Annotated in this window: 19 protein-coding genes; 7 read left to right on the top strand and 12 right to left on the bottom strand. The window is 71.3% G+C overall.

Features of this window, described 5'->3' with window-relative positions; translation table 11 throughout:
- Nucleotides 1-48: 48 nt before the first annotated feature.
- The 5 genes from fdxA to F6X53_RS03680 all read right to left on the bottom strand — a co-directional run bounded on the left by fdxA (nucleotide 49) and on the right by F6X53_RS03680 (nucleotide 5835).
- The gene (gene fdxA / locus F6X53_RS03700) at nucleotides 49-387 is read right to left on the bottom strand and encodes a ferredoxin FdxA (RefSeq protein WP_150997341.1); all 339 of its coding nucleotides are present in this window, start codon (nucleotides 385-387) and stop codon (nucleotides 49-51) included.
- A 253-nt stretch (nucleotides 388-640) separates the two neighbouring features.
- Nucleotides 641-946 (bottom strand): RNA-binding S4 domain-containing protein, encoded by a 306-nt coding sequence (locus F6X53_RS03695; RefSeq protein WP_150997340.1) that lies wholly within the window; start codon nucleotides 944-946, stop codon nucleotides 641-643.
- Nucleotides 947-956: 10 nt separating this feature from the next.
- Entirely contained in the window at nucleotides 957-4394 is a 3438-nt protein-coding gene (locus F6X53_RS03690; protein ID WP_150997338.1) for a helicase-related protein, read from the bottom strand.
- Between the two features lie 102 nt (nucleotides 4395-4496).
- A complete protein-coding gene (locus F6X53_RS03685; RefSeq protein WP_150997336.1) occupies nucleotides 4497-4859 on the bottom strand; it encodes a tautomerase family protein in 363 nt (120 codons plus the stop codon).
- 7 nt (nucleotides 4860-4866) lie between these two features.
- On the bottom strand, nucleotides 4867-5835 hold the full coding sequence (locus tag F6X53_RS03680) for a DUF3108 domain-containing protein (RefSeq protein ID WP_150997335.1): 969 nt from the start codon (nucleotides 5833-5835) through the stop codon (nucleotides 4867-4869).
- Nucleotides 5836-6142: 307 nt separating this feature from the next.
- On the opposite strand from F6X53_RS03680, the gene rpmB reads away from it, so the two are divergent.
- A complete protein-coding gene (gene rpmB / locus F6X53_RS03675) occupies nucleotides 6143-6448 on the top strand; it encodes a 50S ribosomal protein L28 (RefSeq protein ID WP_150997333.1) in 306 nt (101 codons plus the stop codon).
- A 169-nt stretch (nucleotides 6449-6617) separates the two neighbouring features.
- Here rpmB and cobT read toward each other — a convergent pair whose 3' ends face one another.
- The 4 genes from cobT to F6X53_RS03655 form a co-directional block, all read right to left on the bottom strand.
- Nucleotides 6618-8525, bottom strand: a complete 1908-nt coding sequence (gene cobT / locus F6X53_RS03670) for a cobaltochelatase subunit CobT (protein ID WP_150997330.1) — start codon at nucleotides 8523-8525, stop codon at nucleotides 6618-6620.
- Between the two features lie 4 nt (nucleotides 8526-8529).
- Nucleotides 8530-9027 carry a DUF29 domain-containing protein gene (locus F6X53_RS03665; protein ID WP_150997328.1) on the bottom strand — a complete coding sequence of 166 codons (498 nt, stop codon included), beginning with the start codon at nucleotides 9025-9027 and terminating at the stop codon, nucleotides 8530-8532.
- 18 nt (nucleotides 9028-9045) lie between these two features.
- The gene (gene cobS / locus F6X53_RS03660; protein ID WP_150997326.1) at nucleotides 9046-10029 is read right to left on the bottom strand and encodes a cobaltochelatase subunit CobS; all 984 of its coding nucleotides are present in this window, start codon (nucleotides 10027-10029) and stop codon (nucleotides 9046-9048) included.
- 250 nt (nucleotides 10030-10279) lie between these two features.
- Nucleotides 10280-10903 (bottom strand): J domain-containing protein, encoded by a 624-nt coding sequence (locus F6X53_RS03655; protein WP_150997324.1) that lies wholly within the window; start codon nucleotides 10901-10903, stop codon nucleotides 10280-10282.
- Nucleotides 10904-11019: 116 nt separating this feature from the next.
- On the opposite strand from F6X53_RS03655, the gene F6X53_RS03650 reads away from it, so the two are divergent.
- Both F6X53_RS03650 and arfB read left to right on the top strand, forming a co-directional pair.
- Nucleotides 11020-11328, top strand: coding sequence for a BolA family protein (locus tag F6X53_RS03650; RefSeq protein WP_150997323.1), 309 nt, complete (start codon nucleotides 11020-11022; stop codon nucleotides 11326-11328).
- Between the two features lie 72 nt (nucleotides 11329-11400).
- Nucleotides 11401-11823 (top strand): alternative ribosome rescue aminoacyl-tRNA hydrolase ArfB, encoded by a 423-nt coding sequence (gene arfB, locus F6X53_RS03645; RefSeq protein WP_238296027.1) that lies wholly within the window; start codon nucleotides 11401-11403, stop codon nucleotides 11821-11823.
- A gap of 19 nt (nucleotides 11824-11842) precedes the next feature.
- Here arfB and F6X53_RS03640 read toward each other — a convergent pair whose 3' ends face one another.
- Complete coding sequence (locus F6X53_RS03640; protein ID WP_150997318.1) at nucleotides 11843-12595, bottom strand: YoaK family protein; 753 nt, start codon at nucleotides 12593-12595, stop codon at nucleotides 11843-11845.
- Between the two features lie 127 nt (nucleotides 12596-12722).
- Complete coding sequence (locus F6X53_RS03635) at nucleotides 12723-13679, bottom strand: class I SAM-dependent DNA methyltransferase (RefSeq protein ID WP_150997316.1); 957 nt, start codon at nucleotides 13677-13679, stop codon at nucleotides 12723-12725.
- Nucleotides 13680-13759: 80 nt separating this feature from the next.
- Here F6X53_RS03635 and F6X53_RS03630 point away from each other — a divergent pair, with 80 nt between their 5' ends.
- From F6X53_RS03630 to F6X53_RS03620, 3 genes are read left to right on the top strand one after another with little or no spacing between them, the layout of a single operon-like run.
- Nucleotides 13760-14857, top strand: a complete 1098-nt coding sequence (locus tag F6X53_RS03630) for a ligase-associated DNA damage response exonuclease (RefSeq protein ID WP_150997315.1) — start codon at nucleotides 13760-13762, stop codon at nucleotides 14855-14857.
- Nucleotides 14854-16755: a cisplatin damage response ATP-dependent DNA ligase gene (locus F6X53_RS03625; RefSeq protein WP_150997313.1), complete on the top strand. Its 1902-nt coding sequence runs from the start codon at nucleotides 14854-14856 to the stop codon at nucleotides 16753-16755. The genes F6X53_RS03630 and F6X53_RS03625 overlap by 4 nt, the downstream gene beginning before the upstream one ends.
- 8 nt (nucleotides 16756-16763) lie before the next feature.
- Nucleotides 16764-17231: a secondary thiamine-phosphate synthase enzyme YjbQ gene (locus F6X53_RS03620; protein WP_150997311.1), complete on the top strand. Its 468-nt coding sequence runs from the start codon at nucleotides 16764-16766 to the stop codon at nucleotides 17229-17231.
- A 147-nt stretch (nucleotides 17232-17378) separates the two neighbouring features.
- Here the strand turns inward: F6X53_RS03620 and F6X53_RS03615 are convergent, their stop codons facing one another.
- Complete coding sequence (locus F6X53_RS03615; protein WP_150997309.1) at nucleotides 17379-18581, bottom strand: MBL fold metallo-hydrolase; 1203 nt, start codon at nucleotides 18579-18581, stop codon at nucleotides 17379-17381.
- 549 nt (nucleotides 18582-19130) lie between these two features.
- Between F6X53_RS03615 and F6X53_RS03610 the strand changes: the two genes are divergently transcribed.
- Complete coding sequence (locus tag F6X53_RS03610; protein WP_150997307.1) at nucleotides 19131-20828, top strand: methyl-accepting chemotaxis protein; 1698 nt, start codon at nucleotides 19131-19133, stop codon at nucleotides 20826-20828.
- Nucleotides 20829-20864: the final 36 nt, after the last annotated feature.

Genomic DNA, 20864 nt, shown 5'->3' with positions numbered 1-20864 from the left:
CCACGGGTTCGAACCGTCGTGCCGGGGCTCCGGCCACGGACGCGACGTTCAGTCGCCGGTGCCCGGATTGGCCGAGAAATGGGCCTCGAGCTTCCCGGAGACGCCGTCCCATTCCTTCGCGTCGGCGGGGGCGTCCTTCTTCTGGGTGATGTTCGGCCAGCTCTTGGCATAGTCGGCGTTGAGCTTCAGCCAGGTCTCCAGGCTCGGCTCGGTGTCGGGCTTGATCGCCTCGGCCGGGCATTCGGGCTCGCAGACCCCGCAATCGATGCACTCGTCGGGATGGATGACGAGCATGTTCTCACCCTCGTAGAAGCAATCCACGGGGCACACCTCGACGCAATCCATGTACTTGCACTTGATGCAATTGTCGGTGACGACGTAGGTCATGGGCCGTTTTTCGTCCTCGATCCGCGCATCGGCGAGGCGGGTCGATGAGCCCGGATGGACCCCGGCCGCGGCCTTCGCTCCCGATGCGTGGTCCTCTCTGCGGGAAGCGCACGCGAGGGGCCGTCGGGCGGCCCCAGAATTCGAACGGCTCTAGCCTCTGCCAGGGAGACTGACAAGCGCGCTCACCACCGAGGCGCCCTGCAGCCGCGCGTTCCGACGATCGGTGTCGCGCCGGCGCCATGATCTCAGGGCCTCAGGCCGGATCCTCGCCGGGTTCCTTCCGGGCCGAAGGAGCGGCCGAGAGGTCGACATAGAGCAGGCGCGCCTCGGGGGCCGGCCCGCGGCGTTCCCCGAGATCGGCGACGCGCACCAGCGCCGTCGCGTGGGCGGCCGCCACCGTGATCACGTCGCCGACGAGGAGACCCTTGGCGGGCGCCTCGGCGCGCTTGCCGTTCACCCGGACATGGCCGTCCGTCACGAGGCGGGCGGCCAGCGAGCGCGTCTTGGCGAAGCGCGCGAACCACAACCACTTGTCGAGCCGCTGCCGCTCCGCCTTCATCGCCCGGCGGTCAGCGCTTGCCGCCCTCGCCGGATTCGAGCTGCGCCTTCAGGGCGGCGAGCTTGGCGAAGGGTGAATCCGGATCGGGCGCGCGCTCGCGGCGCGGCGGGCGCTGATCCTCGCGGGGGCCCGCATGGCGGCCCTCGTCGCGGCGGTCCGGCCGGGGGCGGTTGCCCTCGAAGCGCTCGCGGCGCGGGCCGTTGCCCTCGGCCCCCCGGCGGTTTCCCTCGCCCCCGCGCCGGTTGCCGTCGCCCCGCTCGGACGGGCCGTCGCGGCGGCCCTCGCCCTGCGCCCGCTGGCGCTCGGGCCGGTCCCGGCCGCCATCGCGGCGGGCCTCGCCCTCCGGGCGCGGAGCGCCGCCCTGGGCGCCCTCGCGGCCGCGTCCCTGGCCGCCGCGGGGGCGGTTCTGGCGCGCGTGGGGCTGGCGCTGATGGCGGTGGAGATGCCAGACCTCCACGGTCTCGACCGCGCCCGGCTCCGCCTCGGCGGCCTCGACCGCGCTGCCTTCCGCGGATGCGGTCTCCGGGCTGGCCTCGGCAGCGGCGTCGGAAGGCGCCTCCGACGATTCGTCCGGCGGCGTCTCGGCAGGCGTCTCGGCAGGCGTCTCGGCAGGCGTCTCGGCAAGCGTTTCGGGCTCGGCCGCGGCGTCGACGGTCTCGGGCGCGCGGAGCTCCGGTGCTTCGGGGGCAGGCTCGGCCGCGAGGACCGGCGCCTCAGAGGCGGCCGCGACGGGCTCGGCGGCAGGCTCCTCCGGCTCGGCGGCGCGGTCGCGCGTCTCGGTGCCCTCCGGTGCCGGTGGCTCGGCGGCCTCGGTCTGTGTCGAGGCCAACTCGTCCTCGGCGGCCGATGCCGCCATCGCCGGACCCTCGTCGGTCTGGGCGTCGGTCGCCTCGGCTTCGGGCGAGGCCGCCTCGTCGATCTCGGGCTTCGGCGCGCGCACCGGCTCGGTCGAGGCGGCGGGCAGCAGCGGCACCGTGATGGCGGGGCCCGGGCGGTTCTCGGAGACGTAGCCGAGGGATCTCAGGATCGAGGCGAAATCCTCGCCCGAGCAGCCGACCAGGGAGGTCATCCCCACCGTGGCGACGAAGCCGTCGGCATCCGCGCTGCCGACCGGCGGCTCGCCCGGCGTGGTGCCCGGGCGATACGCGATGGCGGGGCGGATCAGATCGGCCAGGCGCTCGAGGATGTCGACGCGCACGGCCCGCTCGCCGCAGACGCGGAAGCCCGCCGCGCGGTAGAGGCCCTTGGCGATCTCCGGATCGACCTTGATCGAGGTGCGGCCGGAGCCGGCCAGATGCGCGATCTCGTCGAGGCCGCGCTGGTCGAGGCCGCCGTTGCGCAGGGCCCAGAGCTGGGCCGCCAGGGTGCGGGGCGCGGGCTTCAGGAGAGCGGGCAGGAAGATGTGATAGGCGCCGAACCGGACCCCGTGGCGGCGCAGCGCCCCGCGGCCCTCCTGGTCGAGGCTGCGCATCTCGTGCGTCACCTTGGAGCGCTCGAGGACGCCGAGCGCCTCGACGACTTGGTAGCCGATGCCCTTGGCGAGCCCGGTGAGGTCGGCGGCGGTCTCGATCTCCATCAGCGGCCCGAGGAGGCGCACCACGTAGGCCTTGAGCCAGGCGTTGAGGCGCCCCTCGACCTTCTCGCGGGCCGGGCCGGTCAGGCCCTCGTCGGCGATCAGGCGCAGGCGCGGCTCGAACAGCTTGTCGCCGGATACGAGCTTGGCCACCGGATCACCCGTCCAGCGGATGATGCCCTCGTGGCTGAGGACGAGCGAGGCATCGGCGGCGGCGGCGAACCGGTCGGCGCGCGCCTCGATCTCCCCGGCCAGCGCCTTCTCGGCGGCACTGCGCAGCGTCTTGGCCTCGTGCCCCTCCGCGCCCGGGTCGGGCACGAACTGGAAACCGTGGAGGTGGCCGACATGCTGCCCCTCGACGGTCACGTCCCCGCCGGTGGTGATTTGGGCTTCCAACATCGTATTCTCTCTCAGGCGCCGCATCAGGACGCTGGTGCGCCTGTCGACGAAACGGCTCGCGAGGCGTTCGTGCAGGGCGTCGGACAGCCTGTCCTCTACCCGACGAGTCTCGCCCTGCCAATGTTCCGGGTCGAGAAGCCAGTCCGGACGATTCGCCACGAAGGTCCAGGTCCGTCCCTGCGCAATGCGCTGGGAAAGCGCGTCGATGTCACCATCCGTGCGGTCGATCATCGCCACGTGCTTGGCAAACCAGTCGTTCGGGATCCGCCCCGCCATGCCCCGCATCAGGAATCGATAGAGCTGCGCCACGAGGTCCGCGTGGGTCTGCGGGTGGACCTTGCGGTAATCCGGCACGCCGCAGACGTCCCAGAGGCGCTGCACCGCCTTCGGGTTCGTCGCCATGTCGCGGATGTCCTCCTCGCGCATCAGGATCTCGAGGGCCTGCTGGTCCTCGCCCATCGGCGCCCGGATGAGGCCGCTCTCGCGCGGGTGCTCGTCGAGGCTCTGCTGCAGGCGCGCCAGGTTGTGGAAGTCGAGATCGGGGTTGCGCCATTGCAGGACGCGCAAGGGTTCGAAGCTGTGGGTCTCCAGCGCCTCGACCATCTCGGGCTCGAAGGGCGGGCAGCGCCCGGTGGAGCCGAAGGTGCCGTCCGAGAGGTGGCGCCCGGCCCGGCCCGCGATCTGGCCCATCTCGGGCGGCGTCAGCTTGCGGAAGCGGGTGCCGTCGTATTTCCAGTTGGCCGCGAAGGCCACGTGGTCGACGTCGAGGTTCAGGCCCATGCCGACCGCGTCGGTGGCCACAAGGTAATCCACGTCCCCCGATTGGTAGAGCTCGACCTGGGCGTTTCGGGTGCGGGGCGAGAGCGCGCCCAGCACCACCGCGGCGCCCCCGCGCTGGCGCCGGATCAGTTCCGCGATGGCGTAGACCTCCTCGGCCGAGAACGCCACGATGGCGGTGCGGCGCGGCAGGCGCGAGAGCTTCTTCTCGCCCGCGAAGCTGAGCTGGGACAGGCGCGGCCGGGTCGTGGTGTGAACCCCCGGGATCAGCGACTGCACCAGCGGCAGCACCGTCGAGGAGCCGATCAGCAGGGTCTCCTCGCGGCCGCGCTGATAGAGCAGGCGGTCGGTGAAGACGTGGCCGCGGTCCATGTCGGCGGCGAGCTGGATCTCGTCGATGGCCACGAAGGCGACGTCGAGGTCGCGCGGCATCGCCTCGATCGTGGCGATCCAATAGCGCGGCCGGTCCGGCTTGATCTTCTCCTCGCCGGTGATCAGCGCCACCTTGTCGGCGCCGACCCGGGCGACGACGCGCAGGTAGACCTCCCGCGCGAGCAGCCGCAACGGCAGCCCGATCATCCCGGTCGGGTGGGCGAGCATGCGCTCGATGGCCAGGTGGGTCTTGCCGGTATTGGTCGGCCCGAGCACCGCCGTGACGCCGCGTGCGCGGGCCTGCGGTTGGAGGGAGCGGCGGGTCATCAGGTCGGGGCGATCCCTTCGGCGGGGCGGCCGGTGGTGCGCCGTGCGCGTCGGAGGCGGGTGATCGGGTCTCGCGCGGGGTGACGGACGGCCCCGGCTCCCTCAGTCGCGGGGGCGGTGCGTCGGCGCCCCGCGCCGGGGCAGACCCCCATATGGGGTGGGCTGGCCCACGCCGCCACTCCCATCGGCACCGATCCCGTCGCTCTCCTGCGTCCCGCCCGACAGGCCGGGCACGCCGTAGATCTCGATCCGCACCGGAGGGCGCGGGCTGTCGAGGTCGGCGCAGAGGGTATCGGGCACGCTGGTGATGGGGCCGCGCCGGGGCGGCCGGCCCTCGATCACCTGACCCGACGAGTAGGCGTTTCCGCCGCAGGCGCTGCCCGCTTTCAGAGGCTCCGCCTCCGGTCCCGCCGCCGGGGCGAGGCCGGCGACGAGGAGCAGGGCGAGGCCGGCCGGGCGCAGCATCCGGGCCTCAGTTCTGGCCGAGGCTCGCGACGGCGCCGGAGGCGCCGCCCGGGCCGGGTTGGGCGGCCGCACCGGTCGTGGCCGCCTCGGCGGTGGCGCCCGAGCGCGTCCAGCGCGTCGCCTCGATGATGTTGGTGCCGAGCGTGGTGCGCACCGCGATGCGCATCGGCAGCAGGACCCGCGTGCCGTCGACGGGCGCGAGCCAGACCGACATGTCGCGGTTCTCCTCCATGAAGCGCACGCCCGGACGGTCCGGCCGGTGGCCGGCCACAGCCTGGTAGCGGGCGTTGCAGACGAGGACGGGGCCGGAATAGCCGGGCTTCTCCACCGCCCGGGTCTCGGCGTAGCTGAGCACCACGTTGAAGCGCGTCGCGCCGTCGAAGACCGGCAGGGTCCGGTTGCAATTCTCGGGGTCGGTGAGCTCGCCGCGCGCCTGGGCGGGCATCAGCAGCGCGCTCGCAGGGTCCATCACCCCGCGCTTGTTGGCGGCAGTGACGGGCACCCGGTCGCCCATGTCGATCAGCGGCGGCGTCACCTCGGATTGCACCACGTTGCCGCGCGCCAGCGCCATCCGCACGGCGATGCCGGAACTGGCGGTGCGGGTCGCGATCGCGAAGGCGCTCGGCTGGGGGCCGGCCGCGAGGGTGCCGCTTGATCGCGCCGAGCCCATGCCGCCCGTGATCGCGCCGACGAGGCCGGTGAGCTGGGCCGAGACGTCCATGCGGTAGCGCGAACCCTCGAAGGCGCCGGCCAGATGCGCGGTGCCGATCGGGATCCCCGCGAGATTCACCCCGTAATCGACGCTGACGGCGGCCGGGGCAGCCCGGGGGGCATGGCGCGGCCGGGCCTCGGCGGAGGTCGCCCCGGCCAGGGTGAGGGCGGCCAAGCCCAAGGTGGCCGAGCCCAGGGTAGCTAGGCCCAGGCCGGCAGGGCCGGCCCGCAGGCCAAATTCGGTGCGCAGACGTTTGACGCCCATGATCCGGGATCGAATCCTCAACGCTCGCGCGGGGCTCGGGCGAGATCCGCGGGACTGCTGGAAGTTATCAGCCCGCATGGTTAACAGAGTGTTCGGGCGCTGCCAGTCCCGCCAAGGCACAGTCCGGGGCCGGTCGCGATGCGAGTTCCGCCTTGACGGAGCCGGGCCCCGTCCTCTATAGGCTCGCGCCTTCAACAGGACTCCGCTGGACCTGGAATCACGCTTGGGCAAGGCCCGCGGCGCTCGCCGTGCCGGCCGTGAGGGTCCAGGTTTTGACCGCCCACGGAACGATACGGGATTTTTTGCTATGTCGCGCCGCTGCGAACTCACGGGTAAGGCCGTGCAGGTCGGACACCTCGTGAGCCACTCGAACCGCAAGACCAAGTGCCGGTTCCTGCCCAACCTCTGCAACGTCACGCTGCAATCCGATGCGCTGAACCGCCGCGTTCGCCTGCGGGTCACCGCGCATGCGCTCCGCTCGGTCGAGCATCGCGGCGGCCTCGACGCCTTCCTGGTCAAGGCGCGCGAGATCGAGCTGTCCCAGACGGCGCGCCTGCTGAAGCGCGAGATCCAGAAGAAGCTCACCGAGGCCGAGACCCCGGTCGCCGCCTGAGGCCGGGTTCCCCGCCGCGCGCGGGGACCGGCCCATCGCGCCCCATGCAAAGACCGCCGCCCGGCCTGCCGGAGCGGCGGTCTTTGCATGGGCTCGGCCCCTCGGCGCCGCCTTCTGAACGCGGGCGGCGCCCCGGCCACTCGCGGACCGGGGCGCCGCGCCAGGAATCCTAGCGCCGTCCGCCGGCCGCCCGCAGGGGGGCGCGGGTCGTGACCGGGCCGCCATCCTCCTCGAACAATTCGGCGAGCTTCTCCGTCATGACGCCGCCGAGCTCCTCGGCGTCGATGATCGTGACGGCGCGCTTGTAGTAGCGCGTGACGTCGTGGCCGATGCCGATGGCGAGGAGCTCCACGGGCGAGCGCGTCTCGATATCCTCGATCATCCAGCGCAGGTGCCGTTCGAGGTAATTGCCGGCATTGACCGAGAGGGTCGAATCGTCGACCGGCGCGCCGTCGGAGATCACCATCAGGATCTTGCGCTGCTCGGGCCGGCCGAGGAGGCGCTTGTGCGCCCAGTCCAGGGCCTCGCCGTCGATATTCTCCTTGAGCAGACCCTCGCGCATCATCAGGCCGAGATTCTTGCGCGCCCGCCGCCAGGGCGCGTCGGCGCTCTTGTAGACGATGTGGCGCAGATCGTTCAGGCGGCCGGGGGAGGGGGGCTTGCCGGCGTTGAGCCAGGCCTCTCGCGATTGCCCGCCCTTCCAGGCGCGCGTGGTGAAGCCCAGGATCTCGACCTTGACGCCGCAGCGCTCCAGCGTGCGGGCGAGGATGTCGGCGCAGGTCGCCGCCACCGTGATCGGGCGCCCGCGCATGGAGCCCGAATTGTCGAGCAGCAAAGTCACGACCGTATCGCGGAAATTCGTGTCCTTCTCCTGCTTGAAGGAGAGGGGCTGGAACGGGTCGATCACGACGCGCACGAGGCGGGCCGGATCGAGCTGGCCTTCCTCGAGGTCGAAGTCCCAGGCCCGGTTCTGCTGCGCCAGGAGGCGCCGCTGCAGGCGATTGGCGAGGCGCCCGACGACCCCCTGAAGGTGGGCGAGCTGCTTGTCGAGATAGGTGCGCAGGCGCGCGAGCTCGTCCGCCTCGCAGAGCTCCTCGGCGTGGATCACCTCGTCGAAGCGCGGATTGAAGACCTTGTAATCGGGGCCGCGCAGCTCGTTGGCGCGCGGGCTCGGCGGCCGCGAGGCTTCCGAGGCCTCCTCGGATTCCGCGTCCTCGGATTCCTCCGGCATCTCTCCCGAGGGGGCGTCGGCCGCCTCGGTGGCGCCCTCCTCGATGTCGTCGGAGGCCTCCTCCGAGGCGTCGATCTCGGCGCGGTCGCCCTGAGACTGCTCCTCGGCCTCGCCCTCGCTCGGGGTCTGCTCGTCGTCCTGCGCCTCGTTCTCGTCCTCGCTGTCCTCGTCCTCCGGGTCGAAGGGCGTCTCGTCGGCCATGTCGAGGGAGGAGAGGAGGTCGCGCACGGAGCGGGCGAAGGCGCGCTGGTTCTCCAGGGAGCCGAGGAGCCCGTCGAGGTTCTGGCCGGCCCGCGCCTCGATATCTTCGCGCCAGAGCTCGACGATCTTGCGGGCGGCCGGCGGCGGGGCCTGCCCGGTCAGGCGCTCGCGCACCATCAGGGCGACGGCGTCCTCCATCGGGGCGTCGGCGCGGTCGGTGATGGATTCGTACTTGCCGCCGCGATGGTAGCGGTCCTCCAGCATCGCCGAGATGTTGCTCGCCACGCCCGCCATCCGGCGCGAGCCGATCGCCTCGACGCGCGCCTGCTCGACCGCGTCGTAGACGGCCCGGCCGGCCGCGTTCTCGGGGGCGAGCCGCCGATGGATCGCGGCGTCGTGGCAGCCGAGGCGAAGCGCCATCGAATCGGCGTTGCCGCGCAGGACCGCGACATCGGCCGCCGAGAGCTTGCGCGGGGGCTCGGGCAGGCGCGCCTTGTCGCCCGTCAGGGCCGGCCGGTCGCTCGCGTAGGTGACCTCCACCTCCTGGCGCCGCGCGATGGCGCGCAGGCACCCGGCGACGGAGCGCTTGAGGGGTTCGGCGACGGGCTCGCGGCGGTCGCCGGGCTTGCGGTTCGAGATGGACACGCGGCTACTGCCTCACCGAATCGAGGTCGAAGGGGCGGTCGAGTATGTCGTCCCAGGCATAGGGGCACTGAGCCGGAAACTCGTCGGGCGTGAGATGGCACTCGTCGGCCGCCCAGTCGCGGGCGACCGGGTAGATGTCATCGCGCATGGCATCCACTTGCGGCTTCAGGCCCGGGTTCTTGCCGAGGATCCGCGCGTAGCGGCGCCGTTGCTCGCGGATCGAGTAGATCCAGCTCGGCGTGCGCTTCTCCGGCTGTTGGTCCCATTTGAGCATGTGCATCAGGAGGACGCGCAGCGCGCTCTCGAGCTGGCTGTACTGCGCGTTGCCCACGTCGCTCAGCTCCTCGGCGATGTTGTCGAGGTCGAGCGCCTCCACGCGGCCGGCGCGGAGCAGGGCGACCTGCTCCTGCACCCAGGTGTAGAGGTCGTCCGCGTGGCGCGTGCGGATCTCGGCGGGCGGGGCCGCCGGGGCTTCCTCGCGCGTCGGGGCCGGATGCACCACGGGCTCCTCCCTACGGCCTCAGCTCAGGGCGACGTTGACGGCGCTCTCCGGCAATTCCTTGCCGAAGGCCCGCTGGTAGAACTCGGCCACGAGGGCGCGCTCCAGCTCGTCGCACTTGTTGAGGAAGGTCACCCGGAAGGCGAAGCCGATATCGTGGAAGATGTCGGCGTTCTCCGCCCAGGTGATCACCGTGCGCGGGCTCATGACGGTGGAGAGGTCGCCGTTCATGAAGGCGTTGCGGGTGAGATCGGCCACCCGCACCATCCGGTTGACGATGTCGCGGCCGGCATCGCCCCGGTAATGGGTCGCCTTCGACAGGATGATGTCGACCTCGCGGTCATGCGGCAGGTAGTTCAGGGTCGTGACGATCGACCAGCGGTCCATCTGGCCCTGGTTGATCTGCTGGGTGCCGTGATAGAGGCCCGAAGTGTCGCCGAGACCCACCGTGTTGGCGGTGGCGAACAGCCGGAAGGCCGGATGGGGGCGGATCACCCGCTTCTGGTCGAGGAGCGTCAGCCGGCCCGAGAGCTCGAGCACGCGCTGGATCACGAACATCACGTCGGGGCGGCCCGCATCGTACTCGTCGAACACGAGGGCGACGTTGTTTTGCAGCGCCCAGGGCAGGATGCCGTCCTGGAAGGCCGTGACCTGCTTGCCGTCCTGCAGCACGATCGCGTCCTTGCCGACGAGATCGATGCGCGAGACGTGGCTGTCGAGGTTGATCCGGACGCAGGGCCAGTTCAGCCGGGCGGCGACCTGCTCGATATGGGTCGACTTTCCGGTGCCGTGATAGCCGGTGATCATCACGCGGCGGTTGCGCGCGAAGCCGGCCAGGATCGCGAGGGTGGTCTCGCGGTCGAAGATGTAATCCTTGTCGAGATCCGGCACGTGCTCGTCGGTCTCGGAGAAGGCCGGCACCTTGAGGTCGAGATCGATACCGAAGACCTCGCGCACGGAAACGGTCCGGTCGGGCAGCGAGGCGGGCGTGTCGTCAGAAAGCATACGGGACCTCGTCGGGGCGGGCACCGCCGCGGGAGCGCGGGCCTCGCGGATGTCTCAAGGCTCTTGTCCGCGGGGCGTGCGGCCGCGGACATCGGCCTTCCTTAATCGTCGGCGCCGTCCGGCGCCACTGGGGAGCGAAACCCGGATATAGGGTGTCTCGCGGCGATTTCCGACCCTCAAGCCGGCGGAAGGCGAGAATCCTGCATCGATCGTGCCGCGTGCCCCGCGCGGCCCTCCCGGAGGCGCGCCCTCAGCACAGGCCCGCCGCCCGGAGCGCGTCATGCGCCCGGATGATGTCGCGCAGGCGCTCCTCGAAGGAGCGGTCGCCGCCATTGGCGTCCGGATGGAAGCGCTTCACCAGGGTCTTGTACTGGGCCTTGATGGCGGCCGTATCCGCGGTCTCGTCGAGGCCCAGCACGTCGAGCGCCCGGCGCACGACCGCGGAGTGGCGCGGGCGCTGCGGCTCGGGCTTGGTCCGGGCGCGGGTCTCGCCGACGCCCTCGGCGCGCAGGACGCCCAGCGGATCGACATAGGCCCAGTCCCGCGTCGGCTCGGGCTTGGCCTTGTCGGCGCCGGCCGGGCGGTTCACGCCCATCGCCCAGGTCGGCCGGTGCCCGATGATGGCGTCCTTCTGGTAGGCCTGCACGGCGGCGTCGTTCATGCCGTCGAAGTAATTGTAGGTCGCGTTGTAGGCCCGCACGTGGTCCATGCAGAAGCGCCAGTACTGCCCCTCCGCCTTGCGCCCCTTGGGTGCGCGGTAGAGGCCCGGGTTCTGGCAGCCCGGCGTCTCGCAGAGGCCGGATTCGGCCTTCTTCGGCTCGTCGCAGGACGGCTTGATACGGATGCTGTCGAACAGGCGCGAGTTGAGATCCATGATGGGGCGATTATGAGGGGGTGAACCGGAGACACAAGGCCGTTGGGCCTGATGACGCATGCGGAGAACGGGGCTTGACGCGAAGCGCTGAGCCCCCGCCTCCCGGAGGAACGCGGATGACCGAGCAGACGACCGAGCGGGGAACCGGAGACGGCCCCCTGAAGACCTGGATCGCCGAGACCCTCGGCGCCGCGCTCGCGCCGACCCGCCTCGACGTGATCGACGAATCCCATCTCCATGCCGGCCATATGGGCTGGCGCGAGTCGGGCGAGACGCATTTCCGCCTCGACGTGGTCTCGCCGGCCTTCGAGGGGAAGAGCCGCGTCGAGCGCCACAGGCTCGTCAACACCGTGCTGGACGAGGCGTTCAAGCGCGGCCTGCACGCGCTCGCCGTGCGGGCCCGCACCCCGTCCGAGGCGGCCTGACGACCCCTTCCTGAGATCCTTTCCTGAGATCCATTCCTGAGATCTTCGGCGGCCTTCCCGGAGATGGCGATCGTGGCCCTGCAATGCACCCCCCACATCGCCATCGACGAGGCGGAGCTGGCGGAAACCTTCATCCGCGCGTCCGGCCCCGGCGGGCAGAACGTCAACAAGCTCTCGACCGCGGTGCAGCTGCGCTTCGACGTGCGCCGCTCCGCTGCGCTGCCGGATGCGGTCGCGGTCCGGCTGATGCGCCTCGCCGGTCGGCGGCTCACGGCGGACGGCATCCTGGTCATCACGGCGCAGCGCTTCCGCACCCAGGAGCGCAACCGCGCCGATGCCCGCGAGCGCCTGGCCGAGCTGGTGGCCGAGGCGGCCGTGCCGCCGACGCCGCGGCGCGCCACCCGCCCGACCCTCGCCTCCAAGAAGCGGCGGCTCGAGTCCAAGGCGAAGCGCGGTGCCACGAAGCGCCTGCGCGGCGCCGGCCTCACCGATTGAGGGCCCGCCGCGGCAACCCTCAATGGATCGCATCGACCGGCATGGCGTGCGGCGCCGCGTCCGGGGCCGGCGAGGAGCCGGCGACGAGGGGGCTGCCGGGCCTGGCCAGCGTCATCACCACCGCCACGACGGCGAGCAAGGCCGCCAGGGCGGCCGGGAACAGGAAGGCGCTCTCGCCGTAGCGGATCTGCAGGAGGCCCCCGATCACGGCGCCGGAACTGAGGGCCGCCCAGAGCGGGGCCTGGAGCCAGAACGACGACGAGACCGTGCCGAGCAGGAGGTTCGCGACGCCGGTGCCGAAGCGCACCACGGCGCCCGTGACGTAGGTCAGCGCGAGGCTGCGCCCATCCTCGTCCTGCAGCGTGGCGTTCTGCAGGCCGAGCGCCAGCACGATCGGGTAGGCGTGGAGCGGAAACGAGAAGCTGCCCCAGGGCATGACCAGGCCGATGGCCATCAGGGCGGCCTGGATGGTCAGCAGGACCGCGAGCCGCCAGCGGCCGACCCAGGCCGCGATCAGGGTGCCCAGGAAGGCGCCGAAGCAGAACACCATGATGGTGGTGGTGACGCGCAGGGTGTTCTCCCAGTCGGCGCCCGCCACCGCGACGCCGAAGCGGGTGGTGTTGCCGGACATGAAGGACATGAAGAGCTGCGAATATTCGAGGAAGCCGATCGAATCCGCGCAGCCCGCCAGGGCCGACAGGGCGAGGGCGAAGGGAATGCGCGTGCCGGCGCTCGCCGGAAAGGATTTGTCCTGCTTCACCGCATCCGCCATGTCGTTCCCCGAGCGCCGATCCGTCCTGGCCGGCCAAGCGGAGTAAGTGCTCAGGCGCCCAGAGGTTCACCGAAAAAGCGCCTCGATCCCGGGCAGGTCTCGAAACCGTGATCGGTCTCGCGCGGGCTCAGGTTTCGCAGGCTCCGGGCTCGGGCCTGGCCAGGATTAAAAGGCGTCCGGGCACGTCGCGGCCGCGCTCGCGCCGGATCGCGGCCGGCGCCCGCATCGCCGTCCGCAGGCCCGCCGCCGCGCAGGCCGCGTCGAGATAGGCGTCCGCATGGGCGAAGCGGGCATCGGCCCCGAGGATGATGCCGGCGCCTTCATGCGACTGCACCGTGAAGGCTGCGAGGCCCCCGGGGCGCAGAACCCGCGCGATCGCGGCGAGCGCCGGCCCCAGCTCTCCCACGTAGATGAAGACGTCGGCCGCGACGCAGAGATCGGCCGAGGCCTCGGGCTCCGCTTCGAGGAAGGCCGTCAGGTCGCCGAGATGCAGGCGCTCATAGAGGCGCCGCCGCTCGGCCTGCGCCAGCATGGCGGGGGAGAGGTCGACGCCCGCGAGCCGGCCGAACCGCCCTGCGAGGGCGGCCCCCATCAGGCCGGTGCCGCAGCCGAGATCGAGCACGGTCTCGAACCGGGACGGCGCGCCCGGCAGCGCGTCGAGGGCGGCGCGGAGCATCTCGGGCCCGCGATAGGCCAGGCTGCCGACGAGATGGCGCTCGAACCGCGCCGCGTAGCCGTCGAACAGGGCGCGCAGGTAGGCCCGCGACATGGCCGCCGCCGGATCGCCGCCGCCGAGCTGGATCAGGCGCACCCGGCTCCCCAGTGTATCCTCAGGGTCGAGGTCGAGGGCCGCCGCGTAGGCCCGCAACGCCGCCTGGAAATCGCCCTCGGACCCGGACGCGGCGTGCAGCGCCTCGCGCGCCCGGCCGAGGAGGAGCCAGGCCGCGGCGTAGCGGGGGGCGAGTTCGAGGGCCTGCTCGGCCATCTCGGCGGCGGCCGCGGCATCCCCATCCCCGAGGCAGCCCTCCGCATAGGCGTAGCGACGATCGGCGCGGACGTCGCCGGAGGTGAACTGGAGGCTCATGCAGGTGCGGGTTCGTGCGGGTGCGGGTTCATGCAGGTGCGGGTGATGCCGCGCGGATCGGCGCCCTATATGCCCGGCCGATGCCGTTACGCGCCAGCGATCTCCTCACCCTGACCCGCGAAGGTCTGTACTGCCCCCTCGGGGGCTTCCACGTCGATCCGACCTGGCCGGTGGCGCGGGCGCTGATCACGCATGGGCATGCCGACCATGCCCGCGCCGGGCACGGCAGCGTCCTCGCCACGGGCGAGACCCTGCGGATCATGGCGGTGCGCTACGGCGAGGATTTCTGCCGCACGCGCCAGGAGGCCAAGCTCGGCGAGCCGATCCGCATCGGCGACGTCACGGTGCGCTTCGCCCCCGCCGGCCACGTGCTGGGCTCGGCCCAGATCGCCATCGAGGCCGAGGGCGTGCGCGTCGTGGTCTCGGGCGATTACAAGCGGGCGCGCGATCCCACCTGCCTGCCCTTCGAGGTCGTGCCCTGCGACGTCTTCATCACCGAGGCGACCTTCGGGCTGCCGGTGTTCCGGATGCCCGATACCAGCGAGGAGGTCGCCAAGCTCCTGGCCTCCGTGGCCCTGTTTCCCGAGCGCGCCCACATCGTCGGCGCCTACGCGCTCGGCAAGGCGCAGCGCGTCATGGCGCTGCTGCGGGAGGCCGGCTACGACCGGCCGATCTACCTGCACGGCGCCATGGAGAAGCTGACCGAGCTCTACAAGCGCGAGGGCATCCGGCTCGGCGAGACCCCGAAGGTGGTGGCGGCCGAGCGCGCCAAGCTCCACGGCGCCATCGTGCTGTGCCCGCCCTCCTCGATCCAGGACGTCTGGTCGCGCAAGTTCCCCGACCCCGTCACCGCCTTCGCGTCGGGGTGGATGCGGGTGCGGGCGCGGGCGCGCCAGAAGGGCGTCGAGCTGCCCCTTGTCATCTCGGACCATTCGGACTGGCCGGACCTCTGCCGCACCATACGGGAGACCGGCGCCGAGGAGGTCTGGGTGACGCATGGGCAGGAGGACGCCCTGGTGCATTGGTGCGGCACGCAAGGCATCCGGGCCAAGCCCCTGCACCTGCTCGGCTACGGCGACGAGGAGGTCGAGGGCGCCTCCGAATCCGCCTCCGAATCCACCGCCGGGCCCGCTCCCGGACCTGCGGGCGCGGCGGTGGATTTGGAGGCGAGCCCGTGAACGACTTCGCTCACCTCCTCGACCGTCTCGCCTACGAGCCCCGCCGCAACGCCAAGCTCCGGCTCCTGCAGGATTACTTCGCGCATGCGGGGGACCCTGAGCGCGGCTACGCGCTCGCCGCCATGACGGGCGGCCTGAGCTTCCGGGAGGCCAAGCCCGCCCTGATCCGCGGTCTCGTCGAGGCCCGGATCGACCCCGTCCTGTTCCGGCTCTCGCACAATTATGTCGGCGACCTCGCCGAGACGACGGCGCTGATCTGGCCTGCCCCCGGCGGCGAACCGGGCGCGGGTCCCCTCTCCCGTGCGGGAGAGGGACAGGGCGCGGGTCCCCTCTCCCGTGCGGGAGAGGGACAGGGTGAGGGGCTCGCCGAGTCCGGAGAAGGCGCAGCCCCCACCCGGTCCGCGTCCCGCGGACGCGACCTCTCCCGAACGGGAGAGGTGGAGCGGCCCGGCCTGAACGGTCCGGCGAGCCCGGGACCCGGGCACAACAACCCGCCGCCGCAGGTGCCGAGCCTCGCGGAGGTCGTCGAGACGCTGTCGACGACCCGCAAGGCCGACCTGCCGCGCCACCTCGCGGATTGGCTCGACGCGCTCGACGAGACCGGGCGCTGGGCGCTCCTGAAGCTCGTCACCGGCAATCTCCGCGTCGGCGTCTCGGCGCGGCTCGCCAAGACCGCGGTCGCGGCGCTCGGCGGCCACGAAGCGGATGCGGTGGAGGAGGTCTGGCACGGGCTCGCGCCGCCCTACGAGACGCTGTTCGCCTGGGTCTCGGGCGGGGGCGAGCGCCCCGAGACCCTGAACCCGGCCCCGTTCCGGCCCTCGATGCTGTCGCATCCGATCGAGGAGGACAGCGATTTCGCGAAGCTCGACCCGCAGGCCTTCTCGGGCGAGTGGAAATGGGACGGCATCCGGGTGCAGCTCGTCGGCGGGCGGGACCGGGAGGGCCAACAGGTCGCCCGGATCTACTCGCGCACCGGCGAGGACATCTCGGGCGCCTTCCCGGACCTCGCCGAGGCGATCACCTTCACGGGCGCGCTGGACGGCGAATTGTTGATCCTGCGCGAGGGCCGGGTGCAGAGCTTCAACGTCCTGCAGCAGCGCCTCAACCGCAAGGCCGTCACGGCCAAGCTCCTGGAGGAATTCCCGGCCCATATGCGGGCCTACGACATCCTGACGGCGGAGGGCGAGGACCTGCGCCCGCTGCCGTTCGGCGAGCGCCGCGCCCGGCTCGAAGCCTTCGTGGCCGGGCTCGACCACGCCCGCATCGACCTCTCGCCGCTCGTGCCCTTCGCGACCTGGGAGGAGCTGGCCGCGGCCCGGGCCGATCCGGCCTCGGTCGGGGCGGGCGAGGATGCCGACGCCATCGAGGGCGTGATGCTGAAGCGGGTCAACAGCGCCTACCTGCCGGGCCGCCCCAAGGGGCCCTGGTGGAAGTGGAAGCGCGAGCCCCACCTCGTCGACGCCGTGATGATGTATGCCCAGCGCGGCCACGGGAAGCGCTCGTCGTTCTATTCCGACTACACGTTCGGGGTCTGGCGCGAGGCCCCAGAGGGCGGCGCCGAGCTCGTGCCGGTGGGCAAGGCCTATCACGGCTTCACGGATGCGGAGCTGCAGAAGCTCGACCGCTACGTCCGCAACCACACCACCAAACGCTTCGGTCCGGTGCGCGAGGTCGCCTACGGCCCGGACACGGGGCTGGTGCTGGAGATCGCCTTCGAGGGGGTGCAGCGCTCGACGCGGCACAAATCCGGCGTCGCCATGCGGTTCCCCCGGGTGAGCCGCATCCGCTGGGACAAGCCCGCCGCCGAGGCGGACCGGATCGAGCTGCTGGAGCGCATCCTCGAACGCGGCGAGCGCGAGATCGCCCCGGGGGCCCGTCTGGCCGAGGAAGAGGCGTGAGACGGGACATGCGGCAGGGACGGATCGGCACGGTCGAGGACTTCGCCGAGGGCGAGATCCGGCGTCAGGCCAGCGCCACGCTCACCATCGCGACGCCCGGGCAGGGCTTCACGGATTTCACCGCGCCCGTCGCCGCCTTCGTGGCCCGGAGCGGCCTGCGGGACGGGCTCGTGAGCGTGTTCTGCCGCCACACCTCGGCCTCCCTGACGATCCAGGAGAACGCGGACCCGGACGTGCAGACCGACCTGATGACAGCGCTCGACGGCCTCGCCCCGCGTCACGCGGGCTATGTCCACGGCGCGGAGGGGCCCGACGACATGCCGGCGCATATCCGCACGATGCTGACCGCCGTGAGCCTGTCGATCCCGCTGGCCGGCGGGCGGCTCGCGCTCGGCACGTGGCAGGGGATCTACCTCATCGAGCACCGGGACCGTCCGCATCGCCGGGAGATCGTGCTGCACGTCATCGGGGCGTGAGCGCTCAGGCCTGGCCCCTGTCCGGTGGGGCGATCCGGGGCCCGGCATCGCCGGTGGAGGCCCTTGCCGCCTGAATGCCCCGGTGCCGGACCAGTCACGTCCTGGCCGAAGGACGCCCCGGGTTCGGCGGGATCCCGCGCCGAGATCTCAGGCCGCCGCGGCCGAGAAGGTGAGGCGCGTGCCCGTATAGGCGCGCACCAGCTTGGCCGGCATCTCCGCCTTGGCCATCTCGTAGAAGATTTCGCCCGAGCAATGCAGCGGCACGACGTGGTCGGGGCTGATCGCCTGCAACGCCGCGAGGGTCTCGCGCAGGTAATCCGGCTGATACGGCGCGAGGTGGAAGCCGCCGATCACCGCGTGCACCTTGTTGATGCCGGAGACGGCTTGCGCCTGCCGGATCGCGTTCACGACGCCCCGGTGGCTGCACGAGGTCAGGATGACGAGTCCGCGTCCCCTCACGTTGAAGGCCGTCGCGATCTCGTGCTGGAACTGGTCCGGGATTGGGCCCTGCTGGGGATCGGCCGTGGCCAAACTCTCGGGATTGCAGCCGACCCCGTCCCGTATCCCGAGCCGCATGGCGCTCGGCGACAGGATCTTCTCGAAGCTGCGCTGCCCAATCTGGCCCGAGGTGAAGCCGTGATCCGCCACGAGGGCAGGCCGCTCGGTCGAGGTCACCGCGAGATCGGCCTCCCCCAGGCCCTTGCGGTCGATGACCCCGAAATCACCCTTCACGGGCGGCGCGGTCCAGTCCCGGGCGCAGAAGCAATCCTCGCCGCCGACATGGAGGGGGAGCTTGGATTTCAGCCTGCCCTTGCTCGCCGCCAGGAAGCCGGCGAGCCCGCCGAAATGGTCGTAATGGCCGTGGCTGAGCACGAGCGCATCGAGATCGCCCGCCTGCATTCCCAGCAATCCGAGATTGTTGGTGAGCGCCTGCGGGGTGAAGCCGAAATCCACCAGCGTCCGCCGGGTTTCCTCGCCGCGCCGGGTCGTGGCGTGCAGGGACAGGCCGAACTCGCTGACCAGGGTCGGGCCGGGCGGATGATCCGGGCTGATCCCCCAGCCGAAATGCTCGATCAAGAGGTTGTCCGCCTTGCGGGTCTTCGGCCCGACGGCGAACTGGTAGCTGTCCGTGACGATCCGAACCGTGACCTCGTCGAGGTCCGGCACTGGGCCGGCGAGCGCCTGGGCGCGGGCTGGCCGCGAAGTGCCGAGAAGTCCCGCCAGAAGCAGGTTCATCGCCAGGGCGCCCCCGCCGCAGAGCAGGTCCCGGCGGTCCGGGTCGTCGCAGGTGATCGACCGGCGGCCGGCGTACCTCGATGACATCGCGGAGGGGGTGAGCGTGACAGCCATGGCAACCTCCTGCCGATGGCCCGAATGGCCATGGGAAACAGAGGCGCGAGACGGGGCGGCCGACGAGATCGCCGCATCGGGCGTCTTCACGGATCGAAGGTGTCACGGATCGATCAGGCCGGCAAGTTTCTGCGCTTTGGCCGTCGATGATCCCGGGTCCGATCGATTAGCCGGCCAGCACGTCACGTTCGGGGATGGTGGAGCGCACGGCGCAGATCGTCCAGGCGGCATCGCGAAAGCGGGAATTCTGTCGCGTCCACGCGGCGATCGGGCCGGACGACGGACCCGCCCGGATTCGCATCATGGCGGCGGCCACATTCCCGCGCGGAAGACTTCGCCCCGGCTTTCGCGCGGGCCTGAGCAGCGAAATAGAGCGGGTTCGGGATATTCTGTCATTCTCCCCACTATATTGGAATTTTTCTGAGATGTGCTCTATTGAGTTGACAATTTTAGGTTGAATTATCGCATAGGTTCGGTGTTTTAACCCACATTTAATCATCCGAGGCTGAATGATTTTCGGGAGATGACAAAAATTGCGAGAGGGCCACGATGCGAACCCTGAACAACACCCCGTTCATCATCAAGATCGCCTTGCCCTTCCTCCTGACCCTCGCGATGGGCGCGGGACTGATCGTCTATGCCCGCTCGGTGATGCACGGCCTCGCGCAGCGGACGGGCGCCATCGTGGATGTGCAGGCGGCACGGCAAACCTTCCTGGCGCGGGTCCAGGATGGGCTGACCGAGGCCACGTTGATGGATCGCAACCTCCTCCTCGAGACCCGACCGGAGATGCTGAGCGGCTACAAGACTCGCCAATTGGCCGCGATGACGGAGGCGCGCGAGAATGTCGACCGGCTCATCGCCATCTCGGATTCGCCGGAGCGGCGCGCGTTGAACGAGGACATGCGTCGAAACCTCGATGCCTTCTTCGCGCTCCTCAACCGGAGCGGTGCCTTCACGGCGGATCAGAAGGCCCAGGAGGCCTATCGCGCCGTGCGCGAGGAGACGGCGAGCGCCCGCGCCAAGCTCAACGCATGGCTGCGGGCCCGCAGCACCAACCTGGCTGGGGAGCTCGAGGCCGCGAAGGTGCACGCCACCGAGGAAGCCGAGATGGGCACCCGGATGCTGATCGGCCTCGGCTCCGCCGGCCTCCTCGTCGCCGCTTCCCTCGCGGGCGCGATCGTGATCCTCAGCATCACCCGGCCGCTCGCCGGCCTGGTTCACGTGCTGCAGCGGATGGAGGCGGGCGAGATCGAGGCCGAGATCCGCCAGGCCGAGCGCGGCGACGAGATCGGGGCGGTGGGGCGCGCGGTGGCGGGCATCAAGGCCATGGTCGCCCGCAAGGCGCTGACGGATGCGGAGGTCAAGCGGCAGGCCGAGATGGCCGCCTCTGCCGCACGCCGCCGCGCCATGATGGAGCTCGCCGACGGGTTCGAGCGCGCCGTCGGGGGCATCGTCGGCCAGGTCTCGTCCTCCGCCACCGAACTCCAGGCCACCGCCCAGCAGATGACCGCGACCGCCGCCGAGACCGCGAGCCAGTCCACCACCGTGGCGGCGGCCGCCGAGGAAGCCGGGGCCAATGTCCAGACCGTGGCGGCGGCGGCCGAGGAACTCGGCTCGTCGGTGGGGGAGATCGGGCGCCAGGTGACGGGCTCGGCGAGCCTCGCGCAGCGCGCCGTCTCGGAGGCCGACCAGACCGCCGGCCTCGTCAACGCCCTCAGCCAGACCTCCGCCCGGATCGGCGACATGGTGGGGCTGATCTCGAACATCGCGAACCAGACGAACCTGCTGGCGCTCAACGCCACCATCGAGGCGGCGCGCGCCGGCGAGGCGGGACGGGGCTTTGCCGTGGTGGCGGCCGAGGTCAAGGAACTGGCGAGCCAGACGGCGCGGGCGACCGACGAGATCTCCGGCCAGATCACCCAGATCCAGGGTGCGACCGGTCAGGCGGTCACGGCGATCGGGACGATCTCGGGCCGGATCCGCGAGATCAACGCGGTGGCGACCACGATCGCGGCGGCGGTGGAGGAGCAGGGTGCGGCGACCCAGGAGATCGTCCGCAACGTCTCCCAGGCCTCGGCCGGCACCAGCGAGGTCACCCGCAACATCGCGGGCGTCGCGCGCGCCTCCGAGGAGACGGGGGCTGCCGCCGCCCAGGTCCTGGCCTCGGCCTCCGAATTGTCGCGCCAGTCCGAGCATCTCGGCGCCGAGGTGCAGCGCTTCCTCGCCACGGTCCGGGCGGCCTGAGCGCCGCGACGCCCCCGAGGCCGGCTTCGGGGGCAG

Origin of the sequence: Methylobacterium soli, assembly GCF_008806385.1 — a bacterium.
Classification (GTDB): Bacteria; Pseudomonadota; Alphaproteobacteria; order Rhizobiales; family Beijerinckiaceae; genus Methylobacterium; species Methylobacterium soli.
Note: the sequence above shows the minus strand (reverse complement) of the source record. Positions and strands in the feature narration are given on the sequence as shown.